Below are 26275 nucleotides of genomic sequence, written 5' to 3' on the forward strand. Positions count from 1 at the left end.
ATGACGGAGTGCGACCAGCGTCATTACATCTGAGCCGAATTTGAGCATAACGATCCGGCTTCAACCGGACACTCAGGGTGAACGGGGTGGTCGTCGCCGTACCGGGTGGGTAACGGAAACCCCGGGTTAACGGGAACCCTCTTGACGCGCACTGCGAAGATCGGTCTTTATGCCCAGGTAACAACGCGAGAGCTACGCCCGGAGGGGGGCCATGAGACTACTGCTCGTCGAGGACGACGACCACGTCGCCGCGGCCCTGTCCGCGGTGCTCACCCGGCACGGCTTCCAGGTGACCCACGCCCGCAGCGGCGAGGAGGCGCTCCACGCCGTGCTCCCCGCGGCCACCGAGGGAAAACCACCCTTCGGTGTGATCCTGCTCGATCTGGGTCTGCCCGACCAGGACGGCTACCAGGTGTGCGGAAAGATCCGGAAGCTGACCGCCACGCCGGTGATCATGGTCACGGCGCGGAGCGACGTACGCTCCCGGATCCACGGGCTGAACCTCGGCGCCGACGACTACGTCGTGAAGCCGTACGACACCGGCGAGCTGCTCGCCCGTATCCACGCCGTCAGCCGCCGCACCGCGCCCGGTGAGGAGTCGGCCCAGGCAGCGGGCAGCGCACTCAGGATCGGCGCGGTCACCATCGAACTTCCCACGCGCCGCGTCAGCGTCGACGGCGCGGACGTCCAGCTGACCCGCAAGGAGTTCGACCTGCTGGCGCTGCTCGCACAGCGCCCCGGTGTCGTCTTCCGCCGCGAGCAGATCATCAGCGAGGTGTGGCGCACGAGCTGGGAGGGCACGGGACGGACGCTCGAAGTGCATGTCGCCTCGCTGCGTTCCAAGCTCCGTATGCCCGACCTCATCGAGACCGTGCGCGGCGTCGGCTACCGCCTGGTCGCGTCCGCCGCGTAAAGGTCGCCGTTCCCGTTGAGTACCCGTCTCCTCCCGCTCCTCATCGTCCTCATGGCGGGCGTGCTGCTCGCCCTGGGCTTCCCCCTCGCGGTGAGTCTGGCGGCCGCGGAGCAGCAGAGTGTCGTGGTCGACCGGCTGGACGACGCCGCGCGGTTCGCGGCCCAGGCGCAGTTCGTCACCGACGGCGTCCCCGGTCAGGACGAGCGCCGCGCCGCCCTCGAAGAGGAACTGACCCGCTACAACGACGTGTACGGGATCCACGCAGGCGTCTTCTACCGCGGTGACGTTCCCATGGCCCAAGCACCCTGGTACTGGGAGGTCCCGCCGGCCGGTCAGGGCCGGCAGGCGTTCGCCGAGGCGCTGCTGGGGCGTCGCAGTCACGATCCGCAGCAGGTGTGGCCCTGGCAGCAGGACGGCCGGATCGTCGTCGCCTCACCGGTGGTACGCGACGGCGACGTCGTCGCCGTCGTCGTCACCGACTCGCCCACGGGACAGCTGCGATCCCGCATCCTGCAGGGCTGGCTGCTGATAGCGGCCGGCGAGTCCGCGGCGATGCTGCTCGCCGTCGGCGCGGCGGTCCGGCTCACCGGCTGGGTGCTGAGGCCCGTACGCGTCCTCGACGCCGCCACCCACGACATCGCGACCGGCCGGCTCAACTCCCGGGTCGCGCCGGCCGGCGGGCCTCCGGAACTCAGGCGCCTGGCCCGTTCGTTCAACGAGATGGCCGACAACGTCGAGGAAGTGCTGGAGCAGCAGCGCGCCTTCGTCGCGGACGCCTCGCACCAGCTCCGCAACCCACTCGCCGCCCTGCTGCTGCGGATCGAGCTCCTCGCCCTCGAACTGCCCGAGGGAAACGAGGAGATCGCCTCCGTCCGCACCGAGGGCATGCGCCTCGCCCAGGTCCTCGACGACCTGCTGGACCTGGCGCTGGCCGAGCATGCCTCGGCCGACATCCGGCTCACCGACATCGGCGAGCTGGCGGCGGAGCGGGTGGCCGCCTGGCGCCCCCTCGCGGAGGAGAAGGGGGTCCGGCTCACCGGGGACGGCCCCGCGGTCACCGCCTGGGCCGACCCGATCGCGCTGTCCAGCGCACTGGACGCCGTGATCGACAACGCCCTGAAGTTCACGCCGCGGGGAGAGGCGGTCACCGTCACCGCCTCCGCGGGCGGGGAGACCTCCACGATCGAGATCACCGACGGTGGCCCCGGGCTCACCGAGGAGGAGCTCACCCGCATCGGCGACCGCTTCTGGCGCAGCGGGCGCCATCAGAACGTGAAGGGTTCGGGACTCGGCCTCTCCATCACCCGTGCGCTGCTCTTCGCGGGCGGCGGCTCGATCGCGTACGCGCACCACGAGCCGCACGGCCTGCGGGTGACGGTCACACTGCCGCGCACACCCCCGGCGGCCCGGCCCGCCTTCGACCCTAGGGCTTGACCGACGCGTAGTAGCGCCGCGCCCCCTCGTGCAGCGGCAGCGGGTCGGTGTAGATCGCCGTCCGCAGATCCACCAGCTGTGCCGGATGCACCTCGCGTCCGATCCGGTCCCGGCTGTTGATCACGGTGCGGGTGAACTGCTCGGTCAGCTCCGGGTCCGCGCGATCGGTGGTGACGAGGAGATTCGCCACGGCTACGGTCTGCACCGGTGCCCTGGCGCTCGTCTTCGGATAGGCGTCCGAGGGGATCACCGCCGAGTGGTAGTAGCGCGTCGCCTCACCCGTGGCGTGGACCCGGCGGATCAGCTCGTCGTCGACCGGCACCAGCCGGACCGGAAAGCGGTCCGACAGATTCTGGACCGCACCGGTGGGGAGACCCCCCGACCAGAAGAAGGCGTCCAGCTCGTCCCGCTCCAGCAGGCCGGGCATCGTGTCGATGCCCGCGGAGACGGGGTCGATGTCCCGCACCGAGTCCAGGCCCGCCGCCGTGAGCACCCGGTCGGCGATGAGCCGTACGCCCGAGCCCTGCTGACCGACGCCCACCCTCTTGCCGCGCAGATCGGCCGGGGTACGCACGGGGGAGCCCCGCGGCACGACCAGCTGCACGTAGTCGTCGTACAACCGCGCACAGCCCCGCAGCCGGTCCGCGCCCGGCCTCGCGTCCCGCTGGTACTTCGCCACCGCGTCGGCGGTGGCGACGGTGAAGTCGGCCTCGCCGCTCGCCACCCGGGCGAGGTTCTGCTGCGACCCCTCGCTGGTCCTGAGGTCTATCGAGACCTTCGGCAGATCACGGGCGAGCGCACCCTTCAGGAGTTCGCCGTACCGCTGGTACACGCCGGAGTTCACGCCCGTACTGAACGTGAGCCGCCCGCTCGGGGCGCTCTCGCCGAGCGGCAGCAGCCACCACAGCAGCAGCCCGCACACGACAGCCAGCGCCGTGGCTCCCTGGAGGGCACGGCGACGACTGATTCGGGACAGGGCGGACAGCATGGCGCGATCCTGCCAGTTCACTCCCGGTGATGGCCAGGCCCGGCCGGGAACACCGGGGCGGCCAGGGGTCACCACCCCGTACCCTGGTGTGCGAGATGAGCGCGAAGACTTACGAGGTGCGCACCTACGGGTGCCAGATGAACGTCCATGACTCCGAGCGGCTTTCCGGACTGCTGGAGGACGCGGGGTACGTCCGCGCGCCCGAGGGCACGGGCGAGGGCGAGGCCGATGTCGTCGTCTTCAACACCTGCGCGGTGCGGGAGAACGCCGACAACAGGCTGTACGGCAATCTCGGCCGGCTCGCCCCCATGAAGGCCCAGCGGCCGGGGATGCAGATCGCCGTCGGCGGCTGCCTGGCGCAGAAGGACCGCGACACCATCGTCAAGAGGGCGCCGTGGGTCGACGTGGTCTTCGGAACGCACAACATCGGCAAGCTGCCGGTGCTCCTGGAGCGCGCCCGCATCCAGGAAGAGGCGCAGGTCGAGATCGCCGAGTCGCTGGAGGCCTTCCCCTCCACGCTGCCGACCCGCCGCGAGAGCGCCTACGCGGCCTGGGTCTCCATCTCCGTCGGGTGCAACAACACCTGCACGTTCTGCATCGTGCCCGCGCTGCGCGGCAAGGAGAAGGACCGCCGGCCCGGTGACATCCTCGCCGAGGTCGAGGCCCTGGTCGCGGAGGGCGTCTCCGAGATCACCCTGCTCGGCCAGAACGTCAACGCCTACGGGTCCGACATCGGCGACGGTGAGGCGTTCTCGAAGCTGCTGCGCGCCTGCGGGTCGGTCGAGGGGCTGGAGCGTGTCCGGTTCACCTCGCCGCACCCGCGCGACTTCACGGACGACGTGATCGCCGCCATGGCCGAGACGCCGAACGTGATGCCGCAGCTCCACATGCCGCTGCAGTCCGGCTCCGACACGGTGCTGAAGGCGATGCGCCGCTCGTACCGGCAGGAGCGCTTCCTCGGGATCATCGAGAAGGTCCGCGCCGCGATCCCGCACGCCGCCATCTCCACCGACATCATCGTGGGCTTCCCCGGCGAGACCGAGGAGGACTTCGAGCAGACGATGCACGCGGTTCGCGAGGCCCGCTTCGCGAACGCCTTCACCTTCCAGTACTCGAAGCGGCCCGGCACTCCGGCCGCGGAGATGGACGGGCAGATCCCCAAGGAGGTCGTCCAGGCGCGGTACGAGCGACTGGTGGCCCTCCAGGAGGAGATCTCCTGGGAGGAGAACAAGAAGCAGGTCGGCCGGGTTCTGGAGGTCATGGTCGCCGAGGGCGAGGGCCGCAAGGACGGCGCGACGCACCGGCTGTCGGGGCGGGCACCGGACAACCGTCTGGTCCACTTCACCAAGCCCAGCGGGGACGTTCGGCCGGGCGACGTGGTGACCGTCGAGATCACCTACGCCGCGCCGCACCACCTCCTCGCCGAGGGCGAGACGACCTCCGTGCGCCGCACCCGTGCCGGCGACGCCTGGGAGAAGCGCAACGCCGCCCCCCAGCAGCCGGCCGGTGTCATGCTCGGCCTCCCCTCCGTGGGCGTGCCCGCCCCGCTGCCGGCCCCGACGGGCGGCTGCTCGGCGGTCGGCTGAGCCGCGAAGCCGTCGGCGTGCGAGCGGGACCTCTGCGCCGACGGCCCACGCATTAGGCTGCGATCATGCTTGTCGCCGCCGCTGTCTGTCCCAGCCCTCCGCTTCTCGTGCCCGACGTGGCGGCCGGCGCCGCCCCCGAGCTCGACGCCGCACGGACCGCCTGCGCGGACGCGCTCGGCCTGCTCGCCGCGTCCCGCCCCGACCTGCTGATCGTGGTGGGCCCGGCCGGGGCCGATGAACTGCCCGGTCCCTACGCCCAGGGGACGCCCGGCTCGTTCGCGGGCTTCGGCGTGGGCATCGGCGTACGCCTGGGGGCATCCGAAGGCCCCGCGTCGGGGCGGGCCCTGCCCGTGTCGCTCGCCGTCGCCGCCTGGCTGCTCGACCGCGCGCGCTGGGCCGACGCCCCGGTCGAAGGCCTCGGCGTCGACACGGCCCAGTCCGCCGAGCGCTGCGCGGAGAGCGGCAGACAGCTCGCCGCCCGCGCGGGGCGGGTCGCGATGCTGGTGATGGGCGACGGCAGCGCCTGCCGCACCCTGAAGGCACCCGGCTACCTGGACGAGCGTGCCGCGCCGTTCGACGCCGAAGCCGCCCGGGCCCTCGGCGCGGCGGACCTTGCGGCCCTCGCCGCGCTCGACGTGCCCCTGGCGGAGGAGCTGAAGGTGGCCGGCCGCGCGCCCTGGCAGGTCCTCGCCGGCGCCGCCGAGGGCGCCGACCTGGGCGGGCAGCTGCTCTACGAGGACGCTCCGTACGGTGTCGGCTACTTCGTCGCCGCCTGGTCCTGACACGGCGGACGGCCGCGGAGCGTCTGCTCCGCGGCCGTCCGCCGTTTGAGTCTCAGGAGGCCGTAGGAGGGGTGCCCTCGTCCTTCGGGGCGGCCTCGCCCTTCGGTGTGCCGTCGTCCTTGTGGGCGAGGCGATCCAGGGCGCCCTTGGCCTTGCCGGTTCCCGACTCGATCTTGTCGCTGTACTTGCCCTTGGTCTTCTCGTCGACCGTCCGTGCGGCCTTGTCCAGACCGTGTTCGATCTTGTGCCCGTGCTGATGCGCGAGGTCAGAGACCTTCTCCCTGGCAGGGGCGAGCTTTGCCTTCAGAGTCTCCAGGATGCTCATGGGCCACCTTCGCTCGTGCGGATCTACTTACGGGCGCCCTCACCGGCCTCGCTGTCCGCGGCCTCCTCGGCGGACTGCTGCTTGGGGATCTCCACGGACTCCGTGGCCGATGCGACCGGGGAATCCGAGGAGTCCGAGGAGTCCGAGGAATCCGAAGGTCCGGATTCGTCCGACGGACCGGACGCCGTGGATGCGGCAGCAGCGGGAGCCTCCGGCAACTCGGGTCCGGATCCGGAACCCGGCTCGGCCCCGGCGTCAACCGTGGCCTCACCGTCGTCCGCGCCGGGCTCCAGGAACTCCGTAGGGCCGGTGGAACCGTCCGCAGACACCTCCACAGGCCCCTTCACGGCGCCCTCCGCAGGTCCCTCAGCAACGCCCTCCGTAACGCCCTCCGTAACGCCTTCCTCGGCGGATGCGGCCTTGGTGGTGCCGGCCGTGCCCTCCTCGGCAGACGCCTCGGCAGTTCCCTTGGCCTTCCGGCGAAACCTTGCAAAAACGCCCATATCTACTCCATAGCGTACTCGTGTGGGCGAAATTCCGCGCCGCCCGGGGCGTCCCATTGCGCCGCCCGGGGGCGCCGGTTCAAAAACCGGCGGCCGGAACCTCGCAACAGGCAACGACCCCGCCGAGGTGCCGTCACGTAGCTCGTTCGGGGACCACCCGTGACGTTTGGGAGACTGGGTCGGTGAGAAGCGCATCCCCCGCACCGCGGGTCATCGCCGTCGTCGGTCCCACCGCGGCCGGAAAGTCCGATCTGGGCGTCCACCTGGCCCAGCAGCTCGGCGGCGAGGTCGTCAACGCCGACTCGATGCAGCTCTACCGAGGGATGGACATCGGTACCGCCAAGCTGACGGCCGAGGAGCGCGGCGGTGTCCCGCACCATCTCCTCGACATCTGGGACGTCACCGAGACGGCGAGTGTGGCCGAGTACCAGAAGCTGGCCCGCGCGGAGATCGACAGGCTCCTCGCCCAGGGCCGTACGCCCGTCCTCGTCGGCGGATCGGGACTGTACGTGCGCGGCGCGATCGACGCCCTGGAGTTCCCCGGCACCGACCCCGGCGTACGCGCCCGGCTGGAGGCCGAGCTGGAGGAGCGCGGCTCCGGCGTACTGCACGCCCGGCTGGCCGCCGCCGACCCCGACGCCGCCCGCGCGATCCTGCCCAGCAACGGCCGCCGCATCGTCCGTGCGCTGGAGGTCATCGAGATCACCGGCAAGCCCTTCACCGCGAACCTGCCCGGTCACGACGCCGTGTACGACACCGTTCAGATCGGCGTCGACGTCGCACGCCCCGAACTCGACGAGCGCATCGCGCTCCGCGTCGACCGCATGTGGGAAGCGGGCCTCGTCGACGAGGTGCGCGCCCTGGAGGAACAGGGACTGCGCGAGGGGCGCACGGCCTCCCGCGCACTCGGCTACCAGCAGGTGCTCTCGGCGCTCGCGGGGGAGTGCACGCAGGAGGAGGCGCGCGCCGAGACCGTACGCGCCACCAAACGCTTCGCGCGCCGCCAGGACTCGTGGTTTCGCCGCGACCCGCGTGTCCACTGGCTGAGCGGCGCCCTCGCCGACCGCGCGGAACTGCCGCGGCGTGCCCTCACGTTGGTCGAACGACCGGTTACAGCCTGATCACGTGATGGCATCGGGACGCCCTGCCCGTCATCCCGGTGCCCGGGACCGTGCCATCATCGAGCATCGATCGACAAGCGGAGTCCGAGTTGGGAGGGCGCGTGGCGATGGAGGCCGGCCCTCGTGACAGAGAACAGCAGGCAGGGAACGACCTGCCCCGTCTGAGCCCCGACGGCCCTGACGAGACCCCCGACCTGCTCGCGGACGAGTCGGGCGGAGCGGCCGAGGTCGAGGTCGAGCTGCGCCCGCAGCGGCGGCTCAGGATCTGGCAGCTCGCCCCCATCGTGGGGCTCGCCGCGGTCGGCTCGCTGATGTTCGCGTTCCCTCTCGCCTTCGGCTCCGGGGACGGCGGCGCGGTGGTCGCCATGCTCGGGCTGCTGATCAGCTGCTGCGCCGCCGGCTGGGGCATGATGGCCGCCCGTCGCGTCGGCCACACCTGGCCGGGACTGCCCGAGCGCAGCTCTGGCGAGCGCCCCGACTGGCGCGTGATCGCCCTCTACGTCGCCGTGGCCGCGGCCCTGGTCGCCCTCGCCGTGTGGCGGGTGGCGCGGCTCCGCTGACCTGACGGTGGTGCGGCTCAGCCGACGGCCCGGGTGGGTGTCCGAACGGCCCCGTACGATGGTCGCGTGACCATCTCCGCAACCTCGCCGATCGCTTTCCTCAAGGGCCACGGGACGCAGAACGACTTCGTGATCATCCCCGACCCGGACAACACGATCGAGCTGCCCGCCTCCGTCGTCGCGACGCTCTGCGACCGCCGCGCGGGCATCGGTGGTGACGGGCTGCTGCACGTCGTGCGCTCCGCCGCGCACCCCGAGGCGCGCTCCCGGGCCGGCGAGGCCGAGTGGTTCATGGACTACCGCAACGCGGACGGCTCGATCGCCGAGATGTGCGGCAACGGGGTGCGGGTCTTCGCCCACTACCTGCAGCGCGCCGGCCTGGTCGACACGGGCGATGTCGCGGTCGCGACCCGAGGCGGCGTCAAGCGGGTCCACATCGACAAGGAGGGCGACATCACGGTCGCCATGGGCCGCGCCGTGCTCCCCGAGGACGGCGTCACCGTCACCGTGGGCGGCCGCAGCTGGCCCGCCCGCAATGTGAACATGGGGAACCCGCACGCGGTCGCGTTCGTCGAGGACCTGGACCACGCGGGCGATCTGCTGTCCGTCCCGCCCTACTCCCCCTCCTCCGTGTACCCCGACGGCGTGAATGTCGAGTTCGTCGTCGACCGCGGGCCGCGCCATGTCGCCATGCGGGTGCACGAGCGCGGCTCGGGCGAGACCCGCTCGTGCGGCACCGGCGCCTGTGCCGTCGCCGTCGCCGCGGCGCGCAGGGACGGCGCCGACCCGACCGTCACCGGCGCTCCGGTGACGTACACGGTGGACCTCCCGGGAGGTCGGCTGGTGATCACCGAACACCCCGACGGCGAGATCGAGATGACCGGCCCGGCCGTGATCGTCGCCGAGGGACACCTCGACCCCGCCTTGCTCGCGACGGTCCCGTCCTAGCCCGGACGCGTCGCCCACCCGCTCCCACTCCTCCCCCGGACTCGTCCGGAGGGGTTCCGGACGGCCGAGGGGAACAGGCATCGCCTGAACCATCGCTCGAATGGGTGATCCGATTCACGCTGAGCGAGAGGTGAACTCCGCCACGTGGTGGGCTCGGTAGCATCAAGCACCGGCCGGGAGGGCACGCCTGCTCTTCCCACCGCCGGTCGACGCTGCCGGAGGTGCCCCATGAGTGCAGAGGCCACCAACCCTGGTGCTCCCAGCCGCCGACGCGCCCGCGCCAGGATCGACCTCCGTCGGCTGGGCAGGGTCGCGCTTCTCGGTCCCACCGCACGGGACCGGGTCCCCGACGCGATCGGCCATGTCTCGGAAGCACACCGCGCCCACCACCCGGATGCCGATCTCGCCATCCTGCGCAGGGCGTACGTCCTGGCCGAGTGCTCGCACCGCGGACAGTTCCGCAAGAGCGGTGAGCCGTACATCACCCATCCGCTCGCCGTGACGCTGATCCTCGCCGAACTCGGCGCGGAGACCACGACCTTGACCGCCGCCCTGCTCCACGACACCGTCGAGGACACCGAGGTGACGCTCGATCAGGTGCGGGCGGAGTTCGGCGAGGAAGTCTGCTACCTCGTCGACGGCGTCACCAAACTGGAGAAGGTCGACTACGGCGCGGCCGCAGAGCCCGAGACCTTCCGCAAGATGCTCGTCGCCACCGGCAACGACGTCCGGGTCATGTCGATCAAACTCGCCGACCGGCTGCACAACATGCGCACGCTCGGCGTGATGCGCCCCGAGAAGCAGGTCCGGATCGCCAAGGTCACCCGCGACGTGCTGATCCCGCTCGCCGAGCGGCTCGGCGTCCAGGCGCTCAAGACCGAGCTGGAGGACCTGGTCTTCGCGATCCTCCACCCCGAGGAGTACGAGCGCACCCGTGCGCTCATCGCGGACAACGCCGACGCCGTGGACGCACTCGCCGCCGTCGCCGACAGGGTCAGAGCGGTGCTGCGGGAGGCGGGGATCCAGGCCGAAGTCCTCATCCGGCCACGGCACTTCGTCTCCGTCCACCGCGTCCGGATCAAGCGGGGCGAGCTGTCCGGAACGGACTTCGGGCGTCTCCTCGTCCTCGTCGGCGAGGACGCCGACTGCTACGCCGTACTCGGTGAACTGCACACCTGCTTCACCCCGTTGATCTCCGAGTTCAAGGACTTCATCGCCGCCCCCAAGTTCAACCTGTACCAGTCACTGCACACGGCGGTGGCCGGCGCCGACGGGGCCGTGGCCGAGATCCTGATCCGTACGCACCAGATGCACAACGTCGCCGAAGCCGGCGTCATCGCCCTCGGTAATCCCTACACGGCGGTGGACGCACCGGACGGATCCGGCGCGGCCCCGGTCCCGGAAGCGGCGGACGGCGAGCGTCACCGTGACGGCGAACGGGCCGACCCGACCCGGCCCGGCTGGCTCTCCCGGCTGCTCGAATGGCAGGAGTCCGCCCCCGACCCCGACACCTTCTGGACGTCGCTGCGCGCCGATCTCGCCGCGGACCGTGAGATCACCGTCTTCCGCGCCGACGGCACCGCGCTCGGACTCCCGGCGGGAGCGAGCTGTGTGGACGCCGCCTACGCCCAGTACGGGGACGAGGCGCACGCCTGCATCGGCGCGCGGGTCAACGGTCGGCTCGCCGCGCTCGGCACCCGGCTCGGCGACGGCGACACGGTGCAACTGCTGCTCGCCCAGGACGCCGCCTCGGGGCCGTCGCCCGAGTGGCTCGACCACGCCCGTACCCCCGCCGCGCGGATCGCGATCACCAGCTGGCTCGCCGAGCATCCCGAAGGGGTCAAGCCGCCGGCCGCCGCGCCGCGCGCACCCGTCGCCTCGACCGCGGGCCGCCGCGCCGCGGCGAACGCGGTGGCCGAGCTGCCCGGCCTCCCCGGGGCGACCGCCCGCCTCGCCGGCTGTTGCACCCCCGTGCCGCCGGACGCGATCACCGGATTCGCCGTGCGCGGGGGAGTCGTCACCGTGCACCGCGAGGAGTGCCCCGCCGTGTCCCGCATGCGCGCCATGGGACGGGAGCCGGTCGAGGTGCGCTGGGGCCGGGCGGCCGCCTGCCGGGTCACCCTGGTCGCCGAGTCGTTCGGCAGGACCCGTCTCCTCGCCGATCTCACCGAGACCATCGCGACGGCCGGCGCGGCGATCGTCTCCGCCACCGTGGAACCACCGAGCGAGCAGCGCGTACGGCACACGTACACGCTGCAGCTCCCGGACGCCGCCGGACTTCCCGCGCTGATGCGGGCGATGCGCGATGTGGCAGGGGTGTACGACGTGAGCCGGGCCCAGCACCCGGCCGGCACCATCTGATCCGCGACCCGGACACGGCCTCCGCGGCCGCGCCTGGCCCGACCGTCTCGACCGAGCGCGGCATCCCGGACCGCCCGACCGATCCGGCCCCTGCGCCTGATCCGGCCCCTGCGTCCCGGCCCGGTCGCTCCGACCCGGGCCCCGCGTCCGGCTTTGCCCGATCCCCTCTGACGCCGTTCGGGTGTGCGCGGAGCGAGCCGTCACGCTCTGCGATCGTCGCGCTGATAGCGGTGATGCATGCTGCTCACCTCTCGACGCCTCCGGGCCGCACTGCTCGTCGCCGCCTCGGCCACCCTCGTCGCGGCCGTACTCCCCGCTCCCGAACCGCTCGGCATCGGAGACCCGCTCTTCCCTCACCTCGGCAATCCCGGGTACGACGTCCTCACGTACGACATCGCGTTCACCTATCGCGGCCCGAACACCAAGCCGCTGGACGCCGTCACGAAGATCGACGCGCGGGCGACCGAACGCCTGGAACGGATCAACCTCGACTTCACCGACGGCACCGTACGGACGGTCGAGGTGAACGGCAGCAGTGCCGAGTTCGCCGCCGCCGGCGAGGACCTGGTGATCACCCCCCGGCAAGCCGTCGACACGGGTGAGCCGCTGACCATCACCGTCACCCACACCAGCGACCCGAACGGCGAAGCCGGCGGCTGGGTGCGCACCACCGACGGTCTGGCGATGGCCAACCAGGCCGACGCCGCCCACCGTGTCTTCCCCTGCAACGACCACCCGGCCGACAAGGCCCTCTTCACCTTCCGGATCACGGCTCCGGCGGGACTGACGGCGGTGGCCAACGGTCTTCCGGTGGCGACCGCCCGTACCGGCGGGACCACGACCTGGCTGTACCGCACCCGGCACCCCATGGCGACCGAGCTCGCCCAGGTCAGCATCGGCAAGTCGACCGTCGTCCACCGTGAGGGGCCGCACGGGCTGCCGCTGCGTGACGTCGTGCCGACCGCCGACCGTGCGCTGCTCGAACCCTGGCTGAAGAAGACCCCGGCGCAGATGGCCTGGATGGAGAGCAAGGTCGGGCCCTATCCGTTCGAGACCTACGGACTGCTGGTGGCGCAGGCCGACACCGGTTTCGAGCTGGAGACCCAGACCCTCTCGCTGTTCGAGAAGTCGGTCTTCACCCGCGGCGAGTTCCCGCAGTGGTACGTCGACTCGGTCATGGTGCACGAGCTGGCCCACCAGTGGTTCGGGAACAGCGTCTCGCCCCGCGGCTGGGCGGATCTCTGGCTGAACGAGGGACACGCCACCTGGTACGGGTCGCTGTACGCGGAGGAGCACGCGAAGCGGTCCCTGGAGAAGCACATGCGCGAGGCCTACGCACAGTCGGACGGCTGGCGGGCGGCGGGAGGACCCCCGGCAGCCCCGAAGCCCGCCGCCCCCGGCCAGCAGCTCGGCCTGTTCCGGCCCATCGTCTACGACGGCAGCGCCCTCGTCCTGTACGCACTGCGACAGGAGATCGGGAAGGACAAGTTCGAGGCCCTGGAGCGGGCCTGGGTCGCCGAACACCGGGACGGCACGGCGACGACGGCGGACTTCACCGCCCTGGCCTCACGCATCTCGGGCCGCGATCTCTCCGCGTTCCTCAAGGCGTGGCTGTACGGCGAGAAGACGCCGAAGATGCCCGGACACCCGCAGTGGCGCAGTGAAGCTCCGGCGTCGAAGCGGACCCAGGCGCCAGGCGTGAAGCAGCCGCGGAAGCGGTAAAACCAGGGTGACGGCCATGGCGGCGCCGTGCGACCATCGACACGTCGGCGACGCCGCCGGGCCCTGCCCTCCGAGCATCGCCCTCCGGACGCGGGCACCGGGAATCTTCCAGGACCGTGACGCGTTGTAACCAGCGTATGGTGCGTTCCGTACCAGCTTTCCATCGACGTAAGGATCCAATGACCTCCTCTTCATCCCCTTCCCAGGACGCGCAGAGCTTCGCGGACACCACCCGCACCGAGAGCCTTCGGGCCGATGCCCTGATGGAAGAGGACGTCGCCTGGAGCCACGAGATCGACGGAGAGCGGGACGGCGATCAGTTCGACCGCTCCGAGCGCGCCGCCCTGCGGCGTGTGGCGGGCCTCTCCACCGAGCTCGAGGACGTCACCGAGGTCGAGTACCGGCAGCTGCGTCTGGAGCGCGTGGTGCTGGTCGGCGTATGGACCTCCGGGACCGTCCGGGACGCGGAGAATTCCCTCGCTGAACTGGCGGCGCTCGCCGAGACCGCTGGTGCGCTCGTGCTCGACGGTGTCATCCAGCGCCGTGACAAGCCGGATCCGGCCACCTACATCGGCTCGGGCAAGGCCAACGAGCTGCGCGACATCGTGCTCGAGACCGGAGCCGACACCGTCGTGTGCGACGGAGAGCTCAGCCCGGGCCAGCTGATCCACCTCGAGGACGTCGTCAAGGTCAAGGTGGTCGACCGCACCGCCCTGATCCTCGACATCTTCGCGCAGCACGCCAAGTCCCGAGAGGGCAAGGCGCAGGTGGCGCTGGCACAGATGCAGTACATGTTGCCCCGGCTGCGGGGCTGGGGTCAGTCGCTGTCCCGGCAGATGGGTGGCGGCGGCAGTGGTGGCATGGCCACCCGAGGCCCCGGTGAGACCAAGATCGAGACGGACCGGCGCCGGATCCGCGAGAAGATGGCGAAGATGCGCCGGGAGATCGCGGAGATGAAGACCGGCCGCGAGATCAAGCGACAGGAACGCAAGCGGCACAAGGTCCCGTCGGTCGCGATCGCGGGATACACCAACGCGGGCAAGTCCTCGCTGCTCAACCGCCTCACCGGCGCCGGCGTCCTGGTGGAGAACGCGCTGTTCGCCACGCTGGACCCGACCGTGCGCCGGGCCGAGACAACGAGCGGCAGGCTGTACACGCTGGCGGACACCGTCGGATTCGTCCGGCATCTGCCGCACCACCTGGTCGAGGCGTTCCGCTCCACCATGGAGGAGGTCGGCGAATCCGATCTCATCCTGCATGTGGTCGACGGCTCGCATCCGGCTCCGGAGGAGCAGCTCGCCGCCGTGCGTGAGGTGATCCGTGATGTCGGTGCCGTGGACGTGCCCGAGATCGTCGTGATCAACAAGGCGGACGCCGCCGATCCACTGGTGCTGCAGCGCCTGCTGCGCATCGAGCGGCACGCGATCGCCGTGTCGGCCCGTACGGGCGCGGGCATGGACGAACTGCTCGCGCTCATCGACGCCGAACTCCCGCGGCCGCAGGTCGAGATCGAGGCCCTGCTGCCCTACACGCAGGGAGCGCTCGTCTCGCGGGTGCACGCCGACGGTGAGGTGCTCTCCGAGGAGCACACCTCCGAGGGCACGCTGCTCAAGGCACGCGTCCACGAGGAGCTGGCGGCAGCGCTCGGGCCGTATGTCCCCGTGACGCACTGAGCACTCTGAGCCCGCACGTATGACGGACGAAGGCCCGCCCCCTCCTTGAGGGGGCGGGCCTTCGCACAGGTCCGAGGGCTACCGGCTCGCGAACTTCTCGCCCATCGACGTGTAGATCTCCTTCGCACCGTCGCCGAGGCGGGGTCCGGCCAGCCAGCCCGAAGTCACCGGGCCGATGGAGGTGTTGGAGACCAGCGCCGGCTTTCCGTTCGACTGCGTGATGAACCAGCCGCCGCCGGAGGAGCCGCCCGTCATGGTGCAGCCGATGCGCCACATCGTCGGCGTCCCGGGGCTGATGGACAGCCGGCCGGGACGGTCCACGCACTTGTGCATGATCAGGCCGTCGAAGGGCGGCGCCGCCGGGTAACCCCAGGCGCCCATGGCGGAGATGTCCTTCGCCGCGGGAGCGTCGAAGTCGACATCGAGCGCGACTCCGACCGTCTCCTCGAGGGACTTGCCGCCCCGCTCCGGCTTCACATGCATCACGGCGTAGTCGTACGGGGCTCCGCCGCCGCCCGTCGGACCGCCCTCGGAGATCCACTCACCGGACGTCGAGACCCAGTCCGCCCAGTAGACGCCGTACGGGGCGATCTCCTGCGGCTGTGCCTTCTCCAGCTGCGCCGGGGACTTGCCGAGGTCGTTGTACGCCGGGACGAAGGCGATGTTGCGGTACCAGCCGCCGCCCTGACCCGCGTGCACACAATGGCCCGCGGTCCACACGAGGTTGGACCTGCCCGGGTTCTTCGGGTCCTTCACGATGGTGGCCGAGCAGACCATCGTGCCTTCGGGCGCGTCGAAGAACACCTTGCCGACCGGCGCCGCGTTCTTGTGGTACGGCCTGTCCTCGGGCTGGGCCCGCACGGGCCGCGGTTCCGGGTCGGTGACGCCCTGGTCGCCCGAGAAGTCACCGGCGGCCATCGTCTTCTGCGGAGACTTGGCCTCCATCATCCGCTCCGGCTTCCACAGGCCTTCGATCACCGGGTTGACGAAGTCCTTGGCCTCACGGAGCCAGGTGTCCTTGTCCCAGTTCTTCCACTCGCCGTTCTTCCACTTGTCCGGGTCGACACCGTGCTCCTTGAGCTTGTCGGCCAGGTCCGCGGGTATGCCGGCGTTGCCGTTGTCCCCGGCGGCGGCGGACGCGGAGGGCTTGCCGGCGGCGTCGTCCTCGCCCGGACCGCATGCGGTGGCCGAGAGTGCGAGGGCCGCGACGAGGCCGGTGGCGGCCAGCAGCGGACGTACGGATCGCATAGAAACGATTCCCCCTGAAGTGCGTTTGCCATGAACGTGTCACGTGTGCGGGCACGCGAAAGGGCGGTCATCCGGAGGACCGCCCGTGCCGGGCCCCACTTTAGAGCCGCCCGGTCCGACCGAGTCGGCGCCCTGCCCCCACCTGCACGGAGTCTCCACGCGCACCGGCGCTGGACGGCGCGGACGCGACGCCGCGGGCAAGACGCCACAGCTGGATGTGGCGATGGACGGGGCAGCGGGACACGGCAGACCGACGCCGCTGGGGCCTCCGGATCGCTCCGAAGGCCCCAGCGACGGGTGGCGGTTGTCGCGGTTACCGGCCTGCGTACTTCTTGCTGACCGCGTCGTAGATGCTCTTGGCCTCGTCGCCGAGGCGCGGTCCGGCCAGCCAGCCCGCCGTCACCGGACCGATGGAGGTGTTGGAGACCAGCGCCGGCTTGCCGTCCTTGCCCGCCGCGACCCAGCCGCCGCCGGAGGAACCGCCGGTCATGGTGCAGCCGATGCGGTACATCGTGGGCTCGTTCGCCCTGAGCGACAGCCGGCCGGGCTTGTCCTGGCACTGGAACATCCGCTCACCGTCGAACGGCGGCGCCGCCGGGAAGCCGGTCGCCGTCATGCCGCCGATCTTCGGCACGGCCGGCGCGTTGAAGTCCACCGGGAGGGCCGAACCGACCGTCTCCTCCAGGGACTTGCCGTTGCCGCCCTTCTCCGGGGTCACATGGAGCACCGCGAAGTCCCACGGCGCGCCCTGGCCGCCGGTAGCGGCGCCCTGGGAGATCCACTGCTCCGACGTCTGCGCCCAGTCACCCCACCACACGCCGTAAGGAGCTATCTCCTCCTTGGCGTCGCCCTTGGTGGAGGGCTTGGCCTTGTCGTTGTACGACGGGACGAAGGCGATGTTGCGGTACCAGCCGCCCTCCTTGCCCGCGTGCACACAATGGCCCGCGGTCCACACCATGTTGGACTTACCGGGGTTCGCGGGGTCCTTCACGACGGTCGCGGAACACACCATCGAACCCTTGGGGCCGTCGAAGAACACCTTCCCGGCCTCGGGGGCGTTGTCGTGGTACGGCGCGCTCACGCCCTGGGCGTCGACCGGCCGCGGAGTCGGGTCGGTGACACCCTTGTCCCCGGAGATGTCCTCCTCCTCGACCGGCTTGTTGGGCTGCTCGGCGTCCCGCATCCGGTCCGGGTCCCAGAGGTCCTCGATGATCGGGTTGACGTAGTCCTGGGCCTCACGCAGCCACTTGTCCTTGTCCCAGTTCTTCCACTCGCCGTTCCGCCACTTGTCCACGTCGATCCCGTGCTCCTTGAGCCGGTCCTTGAGATCGTCCGGAATCGTGATCTTTCCGTCGGTGGACTGCCCGGTGGCCGACGCGGTGGGCTTGTTGCCCGCGTTGTCCTCGCTCGGACCGCAGGCCGTAGCGGTCAGCGTGAGCGCCGCGGCGACAGCGGCCGCCGCGAACACCGGAGAGCTCTTGCGACGGGCGCTCCTCCCACTGCGCGCAGCGAAGGTCGGGCGATTGAGTCGCATGTGGTGATCCCCCTGGGACTTCATGAGTGACGTGTACGAACGGACCGCTTCCGCGCACCCCGGCGACGCTGCCGGTGCGCAATTGCGGCCCCTCACTATGCCGGTGACGTTGGGGACGGTGTGCGGCAGGGCGGTGGTTCCTCGCCGCAAGGATCTTCCGGAATGACCGTGATCCCCCGCTTCCGGCGTCGTTGGTACGTACGGGGGACGCAGGATCAGCGTTCACCCACGTGGTGCGGCGGTCGACCGCTGTACCGACGCGCGACACAACTGTGACAGCCGGAGGACAAAGAGCCGTGCCCGTGATCGAACCTGCCCCGCTGGCACAGCCCGTCGCCCATGAAGGGATCCTGCGGCGCCAGTCCCTGCGCGAATCGGCGGCCCGGACCTATGCCCGCTCGCTGCCCATCGTTCCCGTACGGGCCAGGGGACTGACGATCGAGGGGGCCGACGGCCGCAGGTACCTCGACTGTCTCTCGGGTGCCGGGACGCTGGCCCTGGGCCACAACCACCCCGTCGTCCTGGAAGCGATCAAGAAGGTCCTCGCCTCGGGTGCTCCGCTGCACGTTCTCGACCTCGCCACTCCGGTCAAGGACGCCTTCACCACCGAACTGTTCGCCACACTGCCGCGCCCGCTCGCCGACAGCGCCCGCATCCAGTTCTGCGGACCGGCCGGTACGGATGCCGTCGAGGCCGCTCTCAAACTCGTCCGCACCGCGACGGGCCGTACCGGACTGCTCGCCTTCACGGGCGCCTACCACGGCATGACGGCGGGAGCCCTCGGCGCCTCCGGTGGCGCCACCGACGTCCGCGTGACACGGCTGCCGTATCCGCAGAACTACCGCTGCCCCTTCGGGATCGGCGGGGAGCGGGGCGCGGAACTCGCCGCCCGCTGGACCGAGAACCTCCTGGACGACCCCAAGGGAGGCGTCCCGGCCCCGGCCGGCATGATCCTCGAACCGGTGCAGGGCGAGGGCGGAGTCATCCCAGCACCCGACGCCTGGCTGCGCCGGATGCGTGAGATCACCGCCGCACGCTCCATCCCGCTCATCGCCGACGAGGTGCAGACCGGCGTGGGCCGCACCGGCGCCTTCTGGGCGGTCGAGCACAGTGGGATCGTCCCCGATGTGATGGTCCTGTCCAAGGCCATCGGCGGCTCCCTTCCTCTTGCCGTGATCGTCTACCGCTCCGACCTGGACACCTGGCAGCCCGGCGCCCACGCCGGTACGTTCCGCGGCAACCAGCTCGCCATGGCGGCCGGCGCGGCCACACTGGCCTTCGTCCGTGAGAACCGCCTCGCCGAACGGGCGGCCACCCTCGGCGCCCGCATGCTCGGCCGGCTCCAGGGCCTCGCCGCGACCCACCGGTGCATCGGGGACGTACGCGGGCGCGGACTGATGATCGGCGTCGAACTCGTCGACCCCGACAGCGACGACCCGAACGCCGCCGCCCCACCGGCCGACCCCTCCCTCGCCGCCGCAGTGCAGCAGGAATGCCTGCGCCGCGGGTTGATCGTCGAACTCGGTGGTCGCCACGCGGGTGTCGTCCGCCTGCTGCCTCCCCTCACGCTCACCGACGAACAGGCCAACGCGGTGCTCGACCGCTTCGCCGACGCCCTGGAAGCGGCCGAGAACTCACCGCGGCGCCGCCACGAAACCGGACCGTCCAGCTGACCCCGGACGACATCACAAGGAAGTCCCCCGTGAACCGCATTCCCGCTCCCGACGCACCCGAGCCCGACGGCAGCCCCACCGCCGACCAGTACACAGGGCAGAACGGGACGGCCGTCCCCCGCACGGTCGAGCCGGCGACGGTACCGCGACAACTGTCGGGGTCCCCGAGTGCAACGGCAGTCGCCCCCCACCCCGCTCCCTCCCTGGCAACAGCCACCGTCCGCGCCGCGGCCCCGGCCGCCGAGGCAGCCGGCCCGGTGGACCACCACGACCTGCTGGACCATCCGGACCCGCTCGTTGCCGCCGACGCAGCCGCCGTCGAGAGCCTGTTGCGCTGCTGGGTGCGGGAGGTCGACCTCGCCAGGCCGGCGGGGAACACCCTGCGTATCCCGCTCGACGCCAGCGGCACCGCCCTGCTCGTCCCCGTCCGTTACTGGTCCATCACAGGCTGGCACCGCTTCGGGGCGCCGGTGCTCGAAGGCGCCCCGGCCGACGCACCACCGGCCGACGCCGTCACCGTCGCGGCCCTCGTCAGCCGAGAGCCGGGCGGGGCCGGCGGCGGGTCCGCAGCGGCCGACGGCCACGACGCCGGCGACACACACGCCGTCGCGCAGGCAGACGGTCAGGCGCACCGGGGCCGGTCGGAAGGAGTCGATCTGACCGGGCGGGTCGCCGACTCGGTCCGCCGCACGGCCGACTTCATCGACGACCGCCGCCGACGTCCTGCCCCGCAACCCGGCACGGACCTGTTCCTGACCGCCGAGCAGTCACTGATCCTCGGTCATCCGCTCCACCCCACTCCCAAGAGCCGCGAAGGGCTCTCCGACGCCGAAGCCCGGCTGTACTCACCCGAGTTGTACGGCTCCTTCCCGCTCCACTGGATGGCCGTCGACCGGACCGTCCTGGCCTGCGAGTCGGCCTGGACGGAAGAGGGGCGCCTCGTCCCGGCCGAGCAGCTCACCCGCCGACTGTCCGGTGATCTCCAACTGCCCGCGAACACCGTGCTGTTGCCGCTGCACCCCTGGCAGGCCCGCGAACTGGGGCACCGCCCCGCGGTCGCCGCCCTGCTCGACGCCGGTCTCCTCCACGATCTCGGCCCCGGCGGCGAACCGTGGCACCCCACCTCATCCGTCCGCACCGTGCACCAGCCCGGTGCTCCCGCCATGCTCAAGCTCTCCCTCGGCGTACGCATCACCAACTCACGTCGTGAGAACCTCCGCAAGGAACTCCACCGCGGCGTGGAGGTCCACCGCCTCCTCCGAACCGGCCTGGCCGAGCAGTGGAGGGCGGCCCACCCCCGCTTCGACATCGTCCGCGACCCCGCATGGCTCGCCGTCGACACCGCCGACGGGGCAGCGCTGCCGGGACTGGACGTCATGATCCGCCACAACCCGTTCGGCGCCGGGGACGACGCCGTCTGCATCGCGGGCCTCACCGCCCCCCGTCCATGGCCCGGCCGTTCCCACACGCACTCACGCCTCGCCGCGATCGTGAACCACCTGGCCACCAGCACCGGCCGGCCCACCGGCGCCGTCGCCGCCGAGTGGTTCCTGCGCTACCTCGACCAGGTCGTACGCCCCGTGCTCTGGCTGGACGCCACAGCCGGAGTTGCCCTGGAGGCCCACCAGCAGAACACCCTGGTGATCCTCGACCCCGCAGGCTGGCCGGTCGGCGGCCGCTACCGCGACAACCAGGGCTACTACTTCCGTGAGTCGCACCGTTCCGCGCTCGAACGCCGGCTCCCCGGGATCGGCAGCGCCAGCGACACCTTCGTCCCGGACGCCGTCACGGACGAGCGCTTCGCCTACTACCTCGGCATCAACAACGTCCTCGGTCTCATCGGCGCCTTCGGAGCCCAGCGCCTCGCCGACGAGCGCCTACTCCTCGCCGCCTTCCGCCGCTTCCTCGCCTCGGTCAGTGCCCTGGGTTCACCCCTGCCGGCACAACTGCTGGAGAAGCCGACCCTGCGCTGCAAGGCCAATCTCCTCACCCGACTCCATGGCCTCGACGAACTGGTCGGCCCGGTGGACACCCAGTCCGTCTACGTCACCATCGCCAACCCCCTCCATTCCTGAAGCACACCACCACTCCGGCCCGGCACCCCGAGACCAACCGTCCGAACTGCTGAGAGGAGAGCGCCACCCATGCCTCCCGCCGACCCGAGCGCCGACAGCGGAACTCCCTCCGCCCCCTCCGCCGACGGGAGCGTGGAGGACACCCTGGAACTGCGGCTGCCCGATGAACTCGTCGCGCTCTTCGGACAGGACCAGCCACTCGAGAGCCCCACCCCGACGGCCATCGAGCCCCATGTCTCACCACCGGGCGGAGGCCTCGTGGCCAACGGTCCTGACCATGGGGCCTTCACCGGCGAGGATCTCCTCGACACTCTCGCCGACTGGGGTGCGGTCGCCACCCCCATCGGCTCCTTCCAGCTCGTACCCGTCCGTATCGAGCGGGACTTGTCGCTGATCAGCCGCTGGATGAACGATCCGGCCGTCGCGGCCTTCTGGGAACTCGCCGGGCCCGAGTCGGTCACCGAGGCCCACCTCGGATCCCAGCTCACCGGCGACGGGCGCAGCATCCCCTGTCTCGGCCTCCTCGACGGAGTGGCGATGAGCTACTTCGAGATCTATCGCGCCGACCTCGACCCGCTCGCCCGCCACTACCCGGCCCGCCCACACGACACCGGCATCCACCTCCTCATCGGAGGCGTCGCCGACCGCGGCCGCGGCGTCGGCACCACGCTGCTCAGAGCCGCGGCCGATCACGTGCTCGACCACCGTCCCCACTGCGCACGCGTCATCGCGGAACCCGACCTGCGCAACACCCCCTCCGTATCCGCCTTCCTGAGCGCCGGCTTCCGCTTCTCCGCGGAGGTCGACCTCCCCGACAAGCGGGCCGCGCTCATGGTCCGCGACCGAACCCTGAGCAAAGTGCTGTGAACGACCCGCTGCTCTAGATACACCGCTCGCCCCGCATCGGTTCCACTCGACCGCATCGGTCCCATTCGAGGAGTCCCCGTGCCGAAGCCCCCAGCCTCTTCCGACTCCGAGGAGCCGCCCGCTCTGCTCGCGCCCCCGGAACTGAACCCGGGCACCTGGCAACGGGCCGCCCACCGTCTCCTCGCCAAGATGATCAGCGAGTTCGCCTACGAGGAGATCATCGAGCCCCTGCCCCAGGGCGGCGACGACCGCTACGCCCTCCGCCTCGACGACGGCGAAACCCTCTCCTTCCGTGCCCGGCGCGGCGCGTACGGAAGCTGGCAGGTCGTCCCCGACTCCGTAGAATGCGACGGAGCCCCCCTCACCGACCCCCTGCGGTTCCTCGTCGGAGCCCGGCGGCTCCTCTCCCTCGACGGCGCCACGCTCGGTCACCTGGTACGCGAACTGAACACCACACTCGCGGCCGACTGCAGGCTGGACCACACCGCCCTCCCCGCCGCTCGGCTCGCCGAACTCGACTACGCCGCGCTGGAAGGCCACCAGACGGGCCACCCCTGGCTCGTCCTCAACAAGGGCCGTCTCGGCTTCTCCGCCCGTGACGCCGCCCGCTGGACCCCCGAGGCGCGCACGCCGGCCCGGCTGCCCTGGATCGCGGTCAGCACCCGCCTCGCCGCCTATCGCGGAGTCCCCGGACTCGCGACCCCCGACCGCCTCTACGTCACGGAGCTCGACCCCGCCGTACGCGACGCCTTCAGCGCCGCACTCCGCTCCCGCGGCGCCGACCCCGCCGGCTACCTCTTCCTGCCCGTGCACCCATGGCAATGGGACCAGGTGCTCCTGCCCCTCTACGCCCCCTCCATCGCCCGCGGCGAGATCATCCCGCTCACCACGGACGGCGACCTCCGGCTGCCCCAGCAGTCCATCCGCACCTTCCTCAACACCAGCCGCCCCGACCGGCACACCGTCAAGCTCCCCCTCTCCGTCCTCAACACCCTCGTCTGGCGCGGGCTGCCCACCGAGCGCACCCTCGCCGCGCCGGCCGTCACCGCCTGGGTCCACGGGCTGCGCGACGCGGACCCTTTCCTGCGGGACGAATGCGAGGTGATCCTGCTCGGCGAGGTCGCCTCCGTCACGGTCGAGCACCCGCACTACGACCGGCTCCCCGAGGTCCCGTACCAGTACAAGGAACTCCTGGGAGCGATCTGGCGCGAACCCCTGCGGCTGCCGCCGGGGGAGCGGGCCCGTACCCTCGCCTCGCTCACGCACACCGACCCCGAGGGGCGCGCCTTCACCGCCGAGCTGGTCGAGCGATCCGGGCTGTCCGCCACCGTATGGCTGCGGCACCTCTTCGCCGCACTGCTGCCGCCCCTGATGCACTTCCTCTACCGCTACGGCACGGTGTTCTCCCCTCACGGGGAGAACGCCATCGTCGTCTTCGACGACCACGACGTGCCCGTGCGGCTCGCGATCAAGGACTTCGTAGACGATGTGAACGTCAGTGCCCAGCCCCTGCCGGAGCACGACACCATGCCCGAGGACGTACGCGAGGTCCTCCTCACCGAGGAGCCCGCCTTCCTCACGCAGTTCATCCACTCCGGACTCTTCGTCGGCGTCTTCCGCTATCTCGCCCCGCTCTGCGAGGACCAACTAGAGGTGACGGAGGACGAGTTCTGGTCCCTCGTACGGGCGGAGATCCTGCGGTACCACGCGCGCTTCCCGGAGCAGAAGGACCGGTACGAGCTGTTCGATCTCCTCACTGCGCGCATCGAGCGCCTCTGCCTGAACCGGAACAGGCTCCACCTCGACGGCTACCGGGACCGCTCCGAGCGCCCGCACGCCGCCGTCCACGGCACGGTCCGCAACCCGCTGAGCACGGGCTGAAGGTCTTGGCCGTCCGGAATGTGATCGCGCTGTCAGTGGCGCCCCTTAGGGTGGACGGTCTATGACGAAGCCATCCCTCCCCGAGCTCCTCCACGCCGCGGTCGACGCCGTCGGCGGGGTCGAGCGGCCCGGCCAGGTCACCATGGCCGAGTCCGTCGCCGCGGCCATCGACGACGGGTCCCATCTGCTCATCCAGGCCGGCACCGGTACCGGAAAGTCCCTCGGCTATCTGGTGCCCGCTCTGGCCCACGGGGAGCGCGTGGTGGTCGCCACGGCGACGCTCGCGCTGCAGCGGCAGCTCGTCGAGCGCGACCTTCCACGCACGGTGGACGCACTGCATCCGCTGCTGCGCCGCCGGCCGGAGTTCGCCATGCTCAAGGGCCGGTCGAACTATCTGTGCCTGCACCGCCTCCATGAGGGCGTTCCGCAGGAAGAAGAGGAAGGGCTCTTCGACCCCTTCGAGGCGGCCGCGCCCACCAGCAAGCTGGGCCAGGACCTGCTCCGGATGCGGGACTGGGCGGACGAGACGGAGACGGGCGACCGCGACGACCTCACCCCTGGCGTCTCCGACCGTGCGTGGTCCCAGGTCTCGGTGTCCTCGCGGGAATGTCTGGGCGCCAGTAAGTGCGCCTATGGAGCGGAGTGCTTCGCCGAGATGGCACGGGAGCGCGCCAAGCTCTCCGAGGTCGTGGTCACGAACCATGCCCTGCTCGCCATCGACGCCATCGAAGGCGCTCCCGTGCTGCCGCAGCACGAGGTGCTGATCGTGGACGAGGCCCATGAGCTGGTCTCCCGGGTCACCGGGGTCGCCACGGGCGAGCTCACCCCCGGCCAGGTCAACCGCGCGGTGCGGCGTGCCGCGAAGCTGGTCAACGAGAAGGCGGCCGACCAGCTCCAGACCGCGGCCGAGGGCTTCGAGCGGCTGATGGAGCTGGCGCTCCCCGGCCGTCTGGAAGAGATCCCGGAGGACCTCGGCTATGCGCTGATGGCGCTGCGCGACGCCGCCCGTACGGTCATCTCGGCGCTCGGCTCCACCCGCGACAAGTCCGTCCAGGACGAGGACGCCGTCCGCAAGCAGGCCCTCGCCTCGGTCGAGTCCGTCCATGACGTCGCCGAGCGCATCACCAACGGATCCGAGTACGACGTCGTCTGGTACGAGCGCCACGACCGCTTCGGGGCATCCCTGCGGGTCGCTCCGCTCTCCGTGTCCGGCCTGCTCCGCGAGAAGCTCTTCGCCGACCGCTCGGTGGTCCTCACCTCCGCGACGCTCAAGCTCGGAGGCGACTTCAACGGTGTCGGCGCGTCGCTCGGGCTGGCCCCGGAGGGCACGGTGGGGGACGAGCTGCCCGTATGGAAGGGCCTCGACGTCGGCTCGCCCTTCGACTACCCGAAGCAGGGCATCCTGTACGTGGCGAAGCATCTGGCCCGCCCGGCTCGGGACGGCGATCGTGATGACATGCTCGACGAACTCACCGAGCTGATCCAGGCGGCGGGCGGCCGCACGCTCGGCCTGTTCTCCTCCATGCGGGCTGCTCAGCTCGCGGCCGAGGAGCTTCGCACCCGCATCCCGGAGTTCCCCATCCTGCTCCAGGGCGAAGAGACCCTCGGCGAGCTGATCAAGAACTTCTCGGCGGACCCCCGGACCTGTCTGTTCGGCACCCTCTCGCTGTGGCAGGGCGTCGACGTTCCAGGCTCCAGCTGCCAGCTGGTGGTGATGGACAAGATTCCCTTCCCGCGACCTGACGACCCGCTGATGAGCGCCCGCCAGAAGGCGGTCGAGGAGGCAGGGGGCAACGGCTTCATGGCAGTCGCGGCGACGCATGCGGCACTGCTGATGGCGCAGGGTGCCGGCCGTCTCGTACGGGCGACGGGGGACCGGGGCGTGGTCGCCGTACTCGATCAGCGGCTGGCCACGGCCCGCTACGGAAGCTATCTGAAGGCCTCACTGCCCGACTTCTGGTACACCACGGACCGTAACCAGGTGCGCCGCTCTCTGGCCGCGATCGATGCCGTGGCGAAGAAGGACGAGACGTAGGGCAAAGGCGCAGGGCAGAGGGCAAAAAGGGTCCCCGGGACCGGCG

General features: G+C 71.1%; 20 protein-coding genes. 15 read left to right on the plus strand and 5 right to left on the minus strand.

The features are described from left to right. Positions 1-211 precede the first annotated feature (211 nt). Both OG766_RS26445 and OG766_RS26450 read left to right on the plus strand, forming a co-directional pair. A complete protein-coding gene (locus tag OG766_RS26445; protein WP_266388473.1) occupies positions 212-913 on the plus strand; it encodes a response regulator transcription factor in 702 nt (233 codons plus the stop codon). 15 nt (positions 914-928) lie between these two features. Then, positions 929-2347, plus strand: coding sequence for a sensor histidine kinase (locus tag OG766_RS26450; RefSeq protein ID WP_266388470.1), 1419 nt, complete (start codon positions 929-931; stop codon positions 2345-2347). On the opposite strand, the gene OG766_RS26455 is transcribed toward OG766_RS26450, so the two are convergent. After that, positions 2337-3335, minus strand: coding sequence for a TAXI family TRAP transporter solute-binding subunit (locus OG766_RS26455; protein ID WP_266388467.1), 999 nt, complete (start codon positions 3333-3335; stop codon positions 2337-2339). The genes OG766_RS26450 and OG766_RS26455 overlap by 11 nt on opposite strands. Positions 3336-3430: 95 nt before the next feature. Here OG766_RS26455 and miaB point away from each other — a divergent pair, with 95 nt between their 5' ends. Both miaB and OG766_RS26465 read left to right on the plus strand, forming a co-directional pair. Beyond that, the gene (miaB, locus tag OG766_RS26460; RefSeq protein ID WP_328726332.1) at positions 3431-4921 is read left to right on the plus strand and encodes a tRNA (N6-isopentenyl adenosine(37)-C2)-methylthiotransferase MiaB; all 1491 of its coding nucleotides are present in this window, start codon (positions 3431-3433) and stop codon (positions 4919-4921) included. Positions 4922-4986: 65 nt separating this feature from the next. Then, entirely contained in the window at positions 4987-5703 is a 717-nt protein-coding gene (locus OG766_RS26465; protein ID WP_266388461.1) for a class III extradiol dioxygenase subunit B-like domain-containing protein, read from the plus strand. Between the two features lie 52 nt (positions 5704-5755). Here OG766_RS26465 and OG766_RS26470 read toward each other — a convergent pair whose 3' ends face one another. Both OG766_RS26470 and OG766_RS26475 read right to left on the minus strand, forming a co-directional pair. After that, a complete protein-coding gene (locus OG766_RS26470) occupies positions 5756-6028 on the minus strand; it encodes an antitoxin (RefSeq protein ID WP_266388459.1) in 273 nt (90 codons plus the stop codon). Positions 6029-6051: 23 nt separating this feature from the next. Beyond that, complete coding sequence (locus OG766_RS26475) at positions 6052-6357, minus strand: hypothetical protein (protein ID WP_328726333.1); 306 nt, start codon at positions 6355-6357, stop codon at positions 6052-6054. 356 nt (positions 6358-6713) lie between these two features. On the opposite strand from OG766_RS26475, the gene miaA reads away from it, so the two are divergent. The 6 genes from miaA to hflX all read left to right on the plus strand — a co-directional run bounded on the left by miaA (position 6714) and on the right by hflX (position 14916). Further along, entirely contained in the window at positions 6714-7652 is a 939-nt protein-coding gene (gene miaA / locus OG766_RS26480) for a tRNA (adenosine(37)-N6)-dimethylallyltransferase MiaA (RefSeq protein WP_266388455.1), read from the plus strand. A 107-nt stretch (positions 7653-7759) separates the two neighbouring features. Beyond that, positions 7760-8212 (plus strand): hypothetical protein, encoded by a 453-nt coding sequence (locus OG766_RS26485; RefSeq protein WP_266388875.1) that lies wholly within the window; start codon positions 7760-7762, stop codon positions 8210-8212. A gap of 66 nt (positions 8213-8278) precedes the next feature. Further along, positions 8279-9160 (plus strand): diaminopimelate epimerase, encoded by an 882-nt coding sequence (dapF, locus tag OG766_RS26490; RefSeq protein ID WP_266388453.1) that lies wholly within the window; start codon positions 8279-8281, stop codon positions 9158-9160. 228 nt (positions 9161-9388) lie between these two features. Continuing rightward, a complete protein-coding gene (locus OG766_RS26495; RefSeq protein WP_266388449.1) occupies positions 9389-11521 on the plus strand; it encodes a RelA/SpoT family protein in 2133 nt (710 codons plus the stop codon). Positions 11522-11758: 237 nt separating this feature from the next. Continuing rightward, positions 11759-13243 (plus strand): M1 family metallopeptidase, encoded by a 1485-nt coding sequence (locus tag OG766_RS26500; RefSeq protein ID WP_328726334.1) that lies wholly within the window; start codon positions 11759-11761, stop codon positions 13241-13243. A gap of 179 nt (positions 13244-13422) precedes the next feature. Further along, entirely contained in the window at positions 13423-14916 is a 1494-nt protein-coding gene (gene hflX, locus OG766_RS26505; RefSeq protein WP_328726335.1) for a GTPase HflX, read from the plus strand. A gap of 78 nt (positions 14917-14994) precedes the next feature. On the opposite strand, the gene OG766_RS26510 is transcribed toward hflX, so the two are convergent. Both OG766_RS26510 and OG766_RS26515 read right to left on the minus strand, forming a co-directional pair. Continuing rightward, the gene (locus OG766_RS26510) at positions 14995-16164 is read right to left on the minus strand and encodes a trypsin-like serine peptidase (RefSeq protein ID WP_266388441.1); all 1170 of its coding nucleotides are present in this window, start codon (positions 16162-16164) and stop codon (positions 14995-14997) included. Between the two features lie 313 nt (positions 16165-16477). Further along, positions 16478-17698 (minus strand): trypsin-like serine peptidase, encoded by a 1221-nt coding sequence (locus tag OG766_RS26515; protein ID WP_266388438.1) that lies wholly within the window; start codon positions 17696-17698, stop codon positions 16478-16480. Between the two features lie 296 nt (positions 17699-17994). Here OG766_RS26515 and OG766_RS26520 point away from each other — a divergent pair, with 296 nt between their 5' ends. From OG766_RS26520 to OG766_RS26540, 5 genes are all read left to right on the plus strand, one after another. Further along, complete coding sequence (locus tag OG766_RS26520; protein WP_266388436.1) at positions 17995-19371, plus strand: diaminobutyrate--2-oxoglutarate transaminase family protein; 1377 nt, start codon at positions 17995-17997, stop codon at positions 19369-19371. Positions 19372-19400: 29 nt separating this feature from the next. Next, positions 19401-21446, plus strand: coding sequence for an IucA/IucC family protein (locus tag OG766_RS26525; RefSeq protein ID WP_266388433.1), 2046 nt, complete (start codon positions 19401-19403; stop codon positions 21444-21446). Positions 21447-21515: 69 nt separating this feature from the next. Beyond that, a complete protein-coding gene (locus OG766_RS26530) occupies positions 21516-22313 on the plus strand; it encodes a GNAT family N-acetyltransferase (protein WP_266388430.1) in 798 nt (265 codons plus the stop codon). Positions 22314-22391: 78 nt separating this feature from the next. After that, on the plus strand, positions 22392-24194 hold the full coding sequence (locus OG766_RS26535; protein ID WP_266388427.1) for an IucA/IucC family protein: 1803 nt from the start codon (positions 22392-22394) through the stop codon (positions 24192-24194). A 61-nt stretch (positions 24195-24255) separates the two neighbouring features. Next, a complete protein-coding gene (locus OG766_RS26540; protein WP_266388424.1) occupies positions 24256-26229 on the plus strand; it encodes an ATP-dependent DNA helicase in 1974 nt (657 codons plus the stop codon). Positions 26230-26275 lie beyond the last annotated feature (46 nt).

The organism is Streptomyces sp. NBC_00259 (genome assembly GCF_036181745.1).
Lineage (GTDB): Bacteria > Actinomycetota > Actinomycetes > Streptomycetales > Streptomycetaceae > Streptomyces > Streptomyces pratisoli.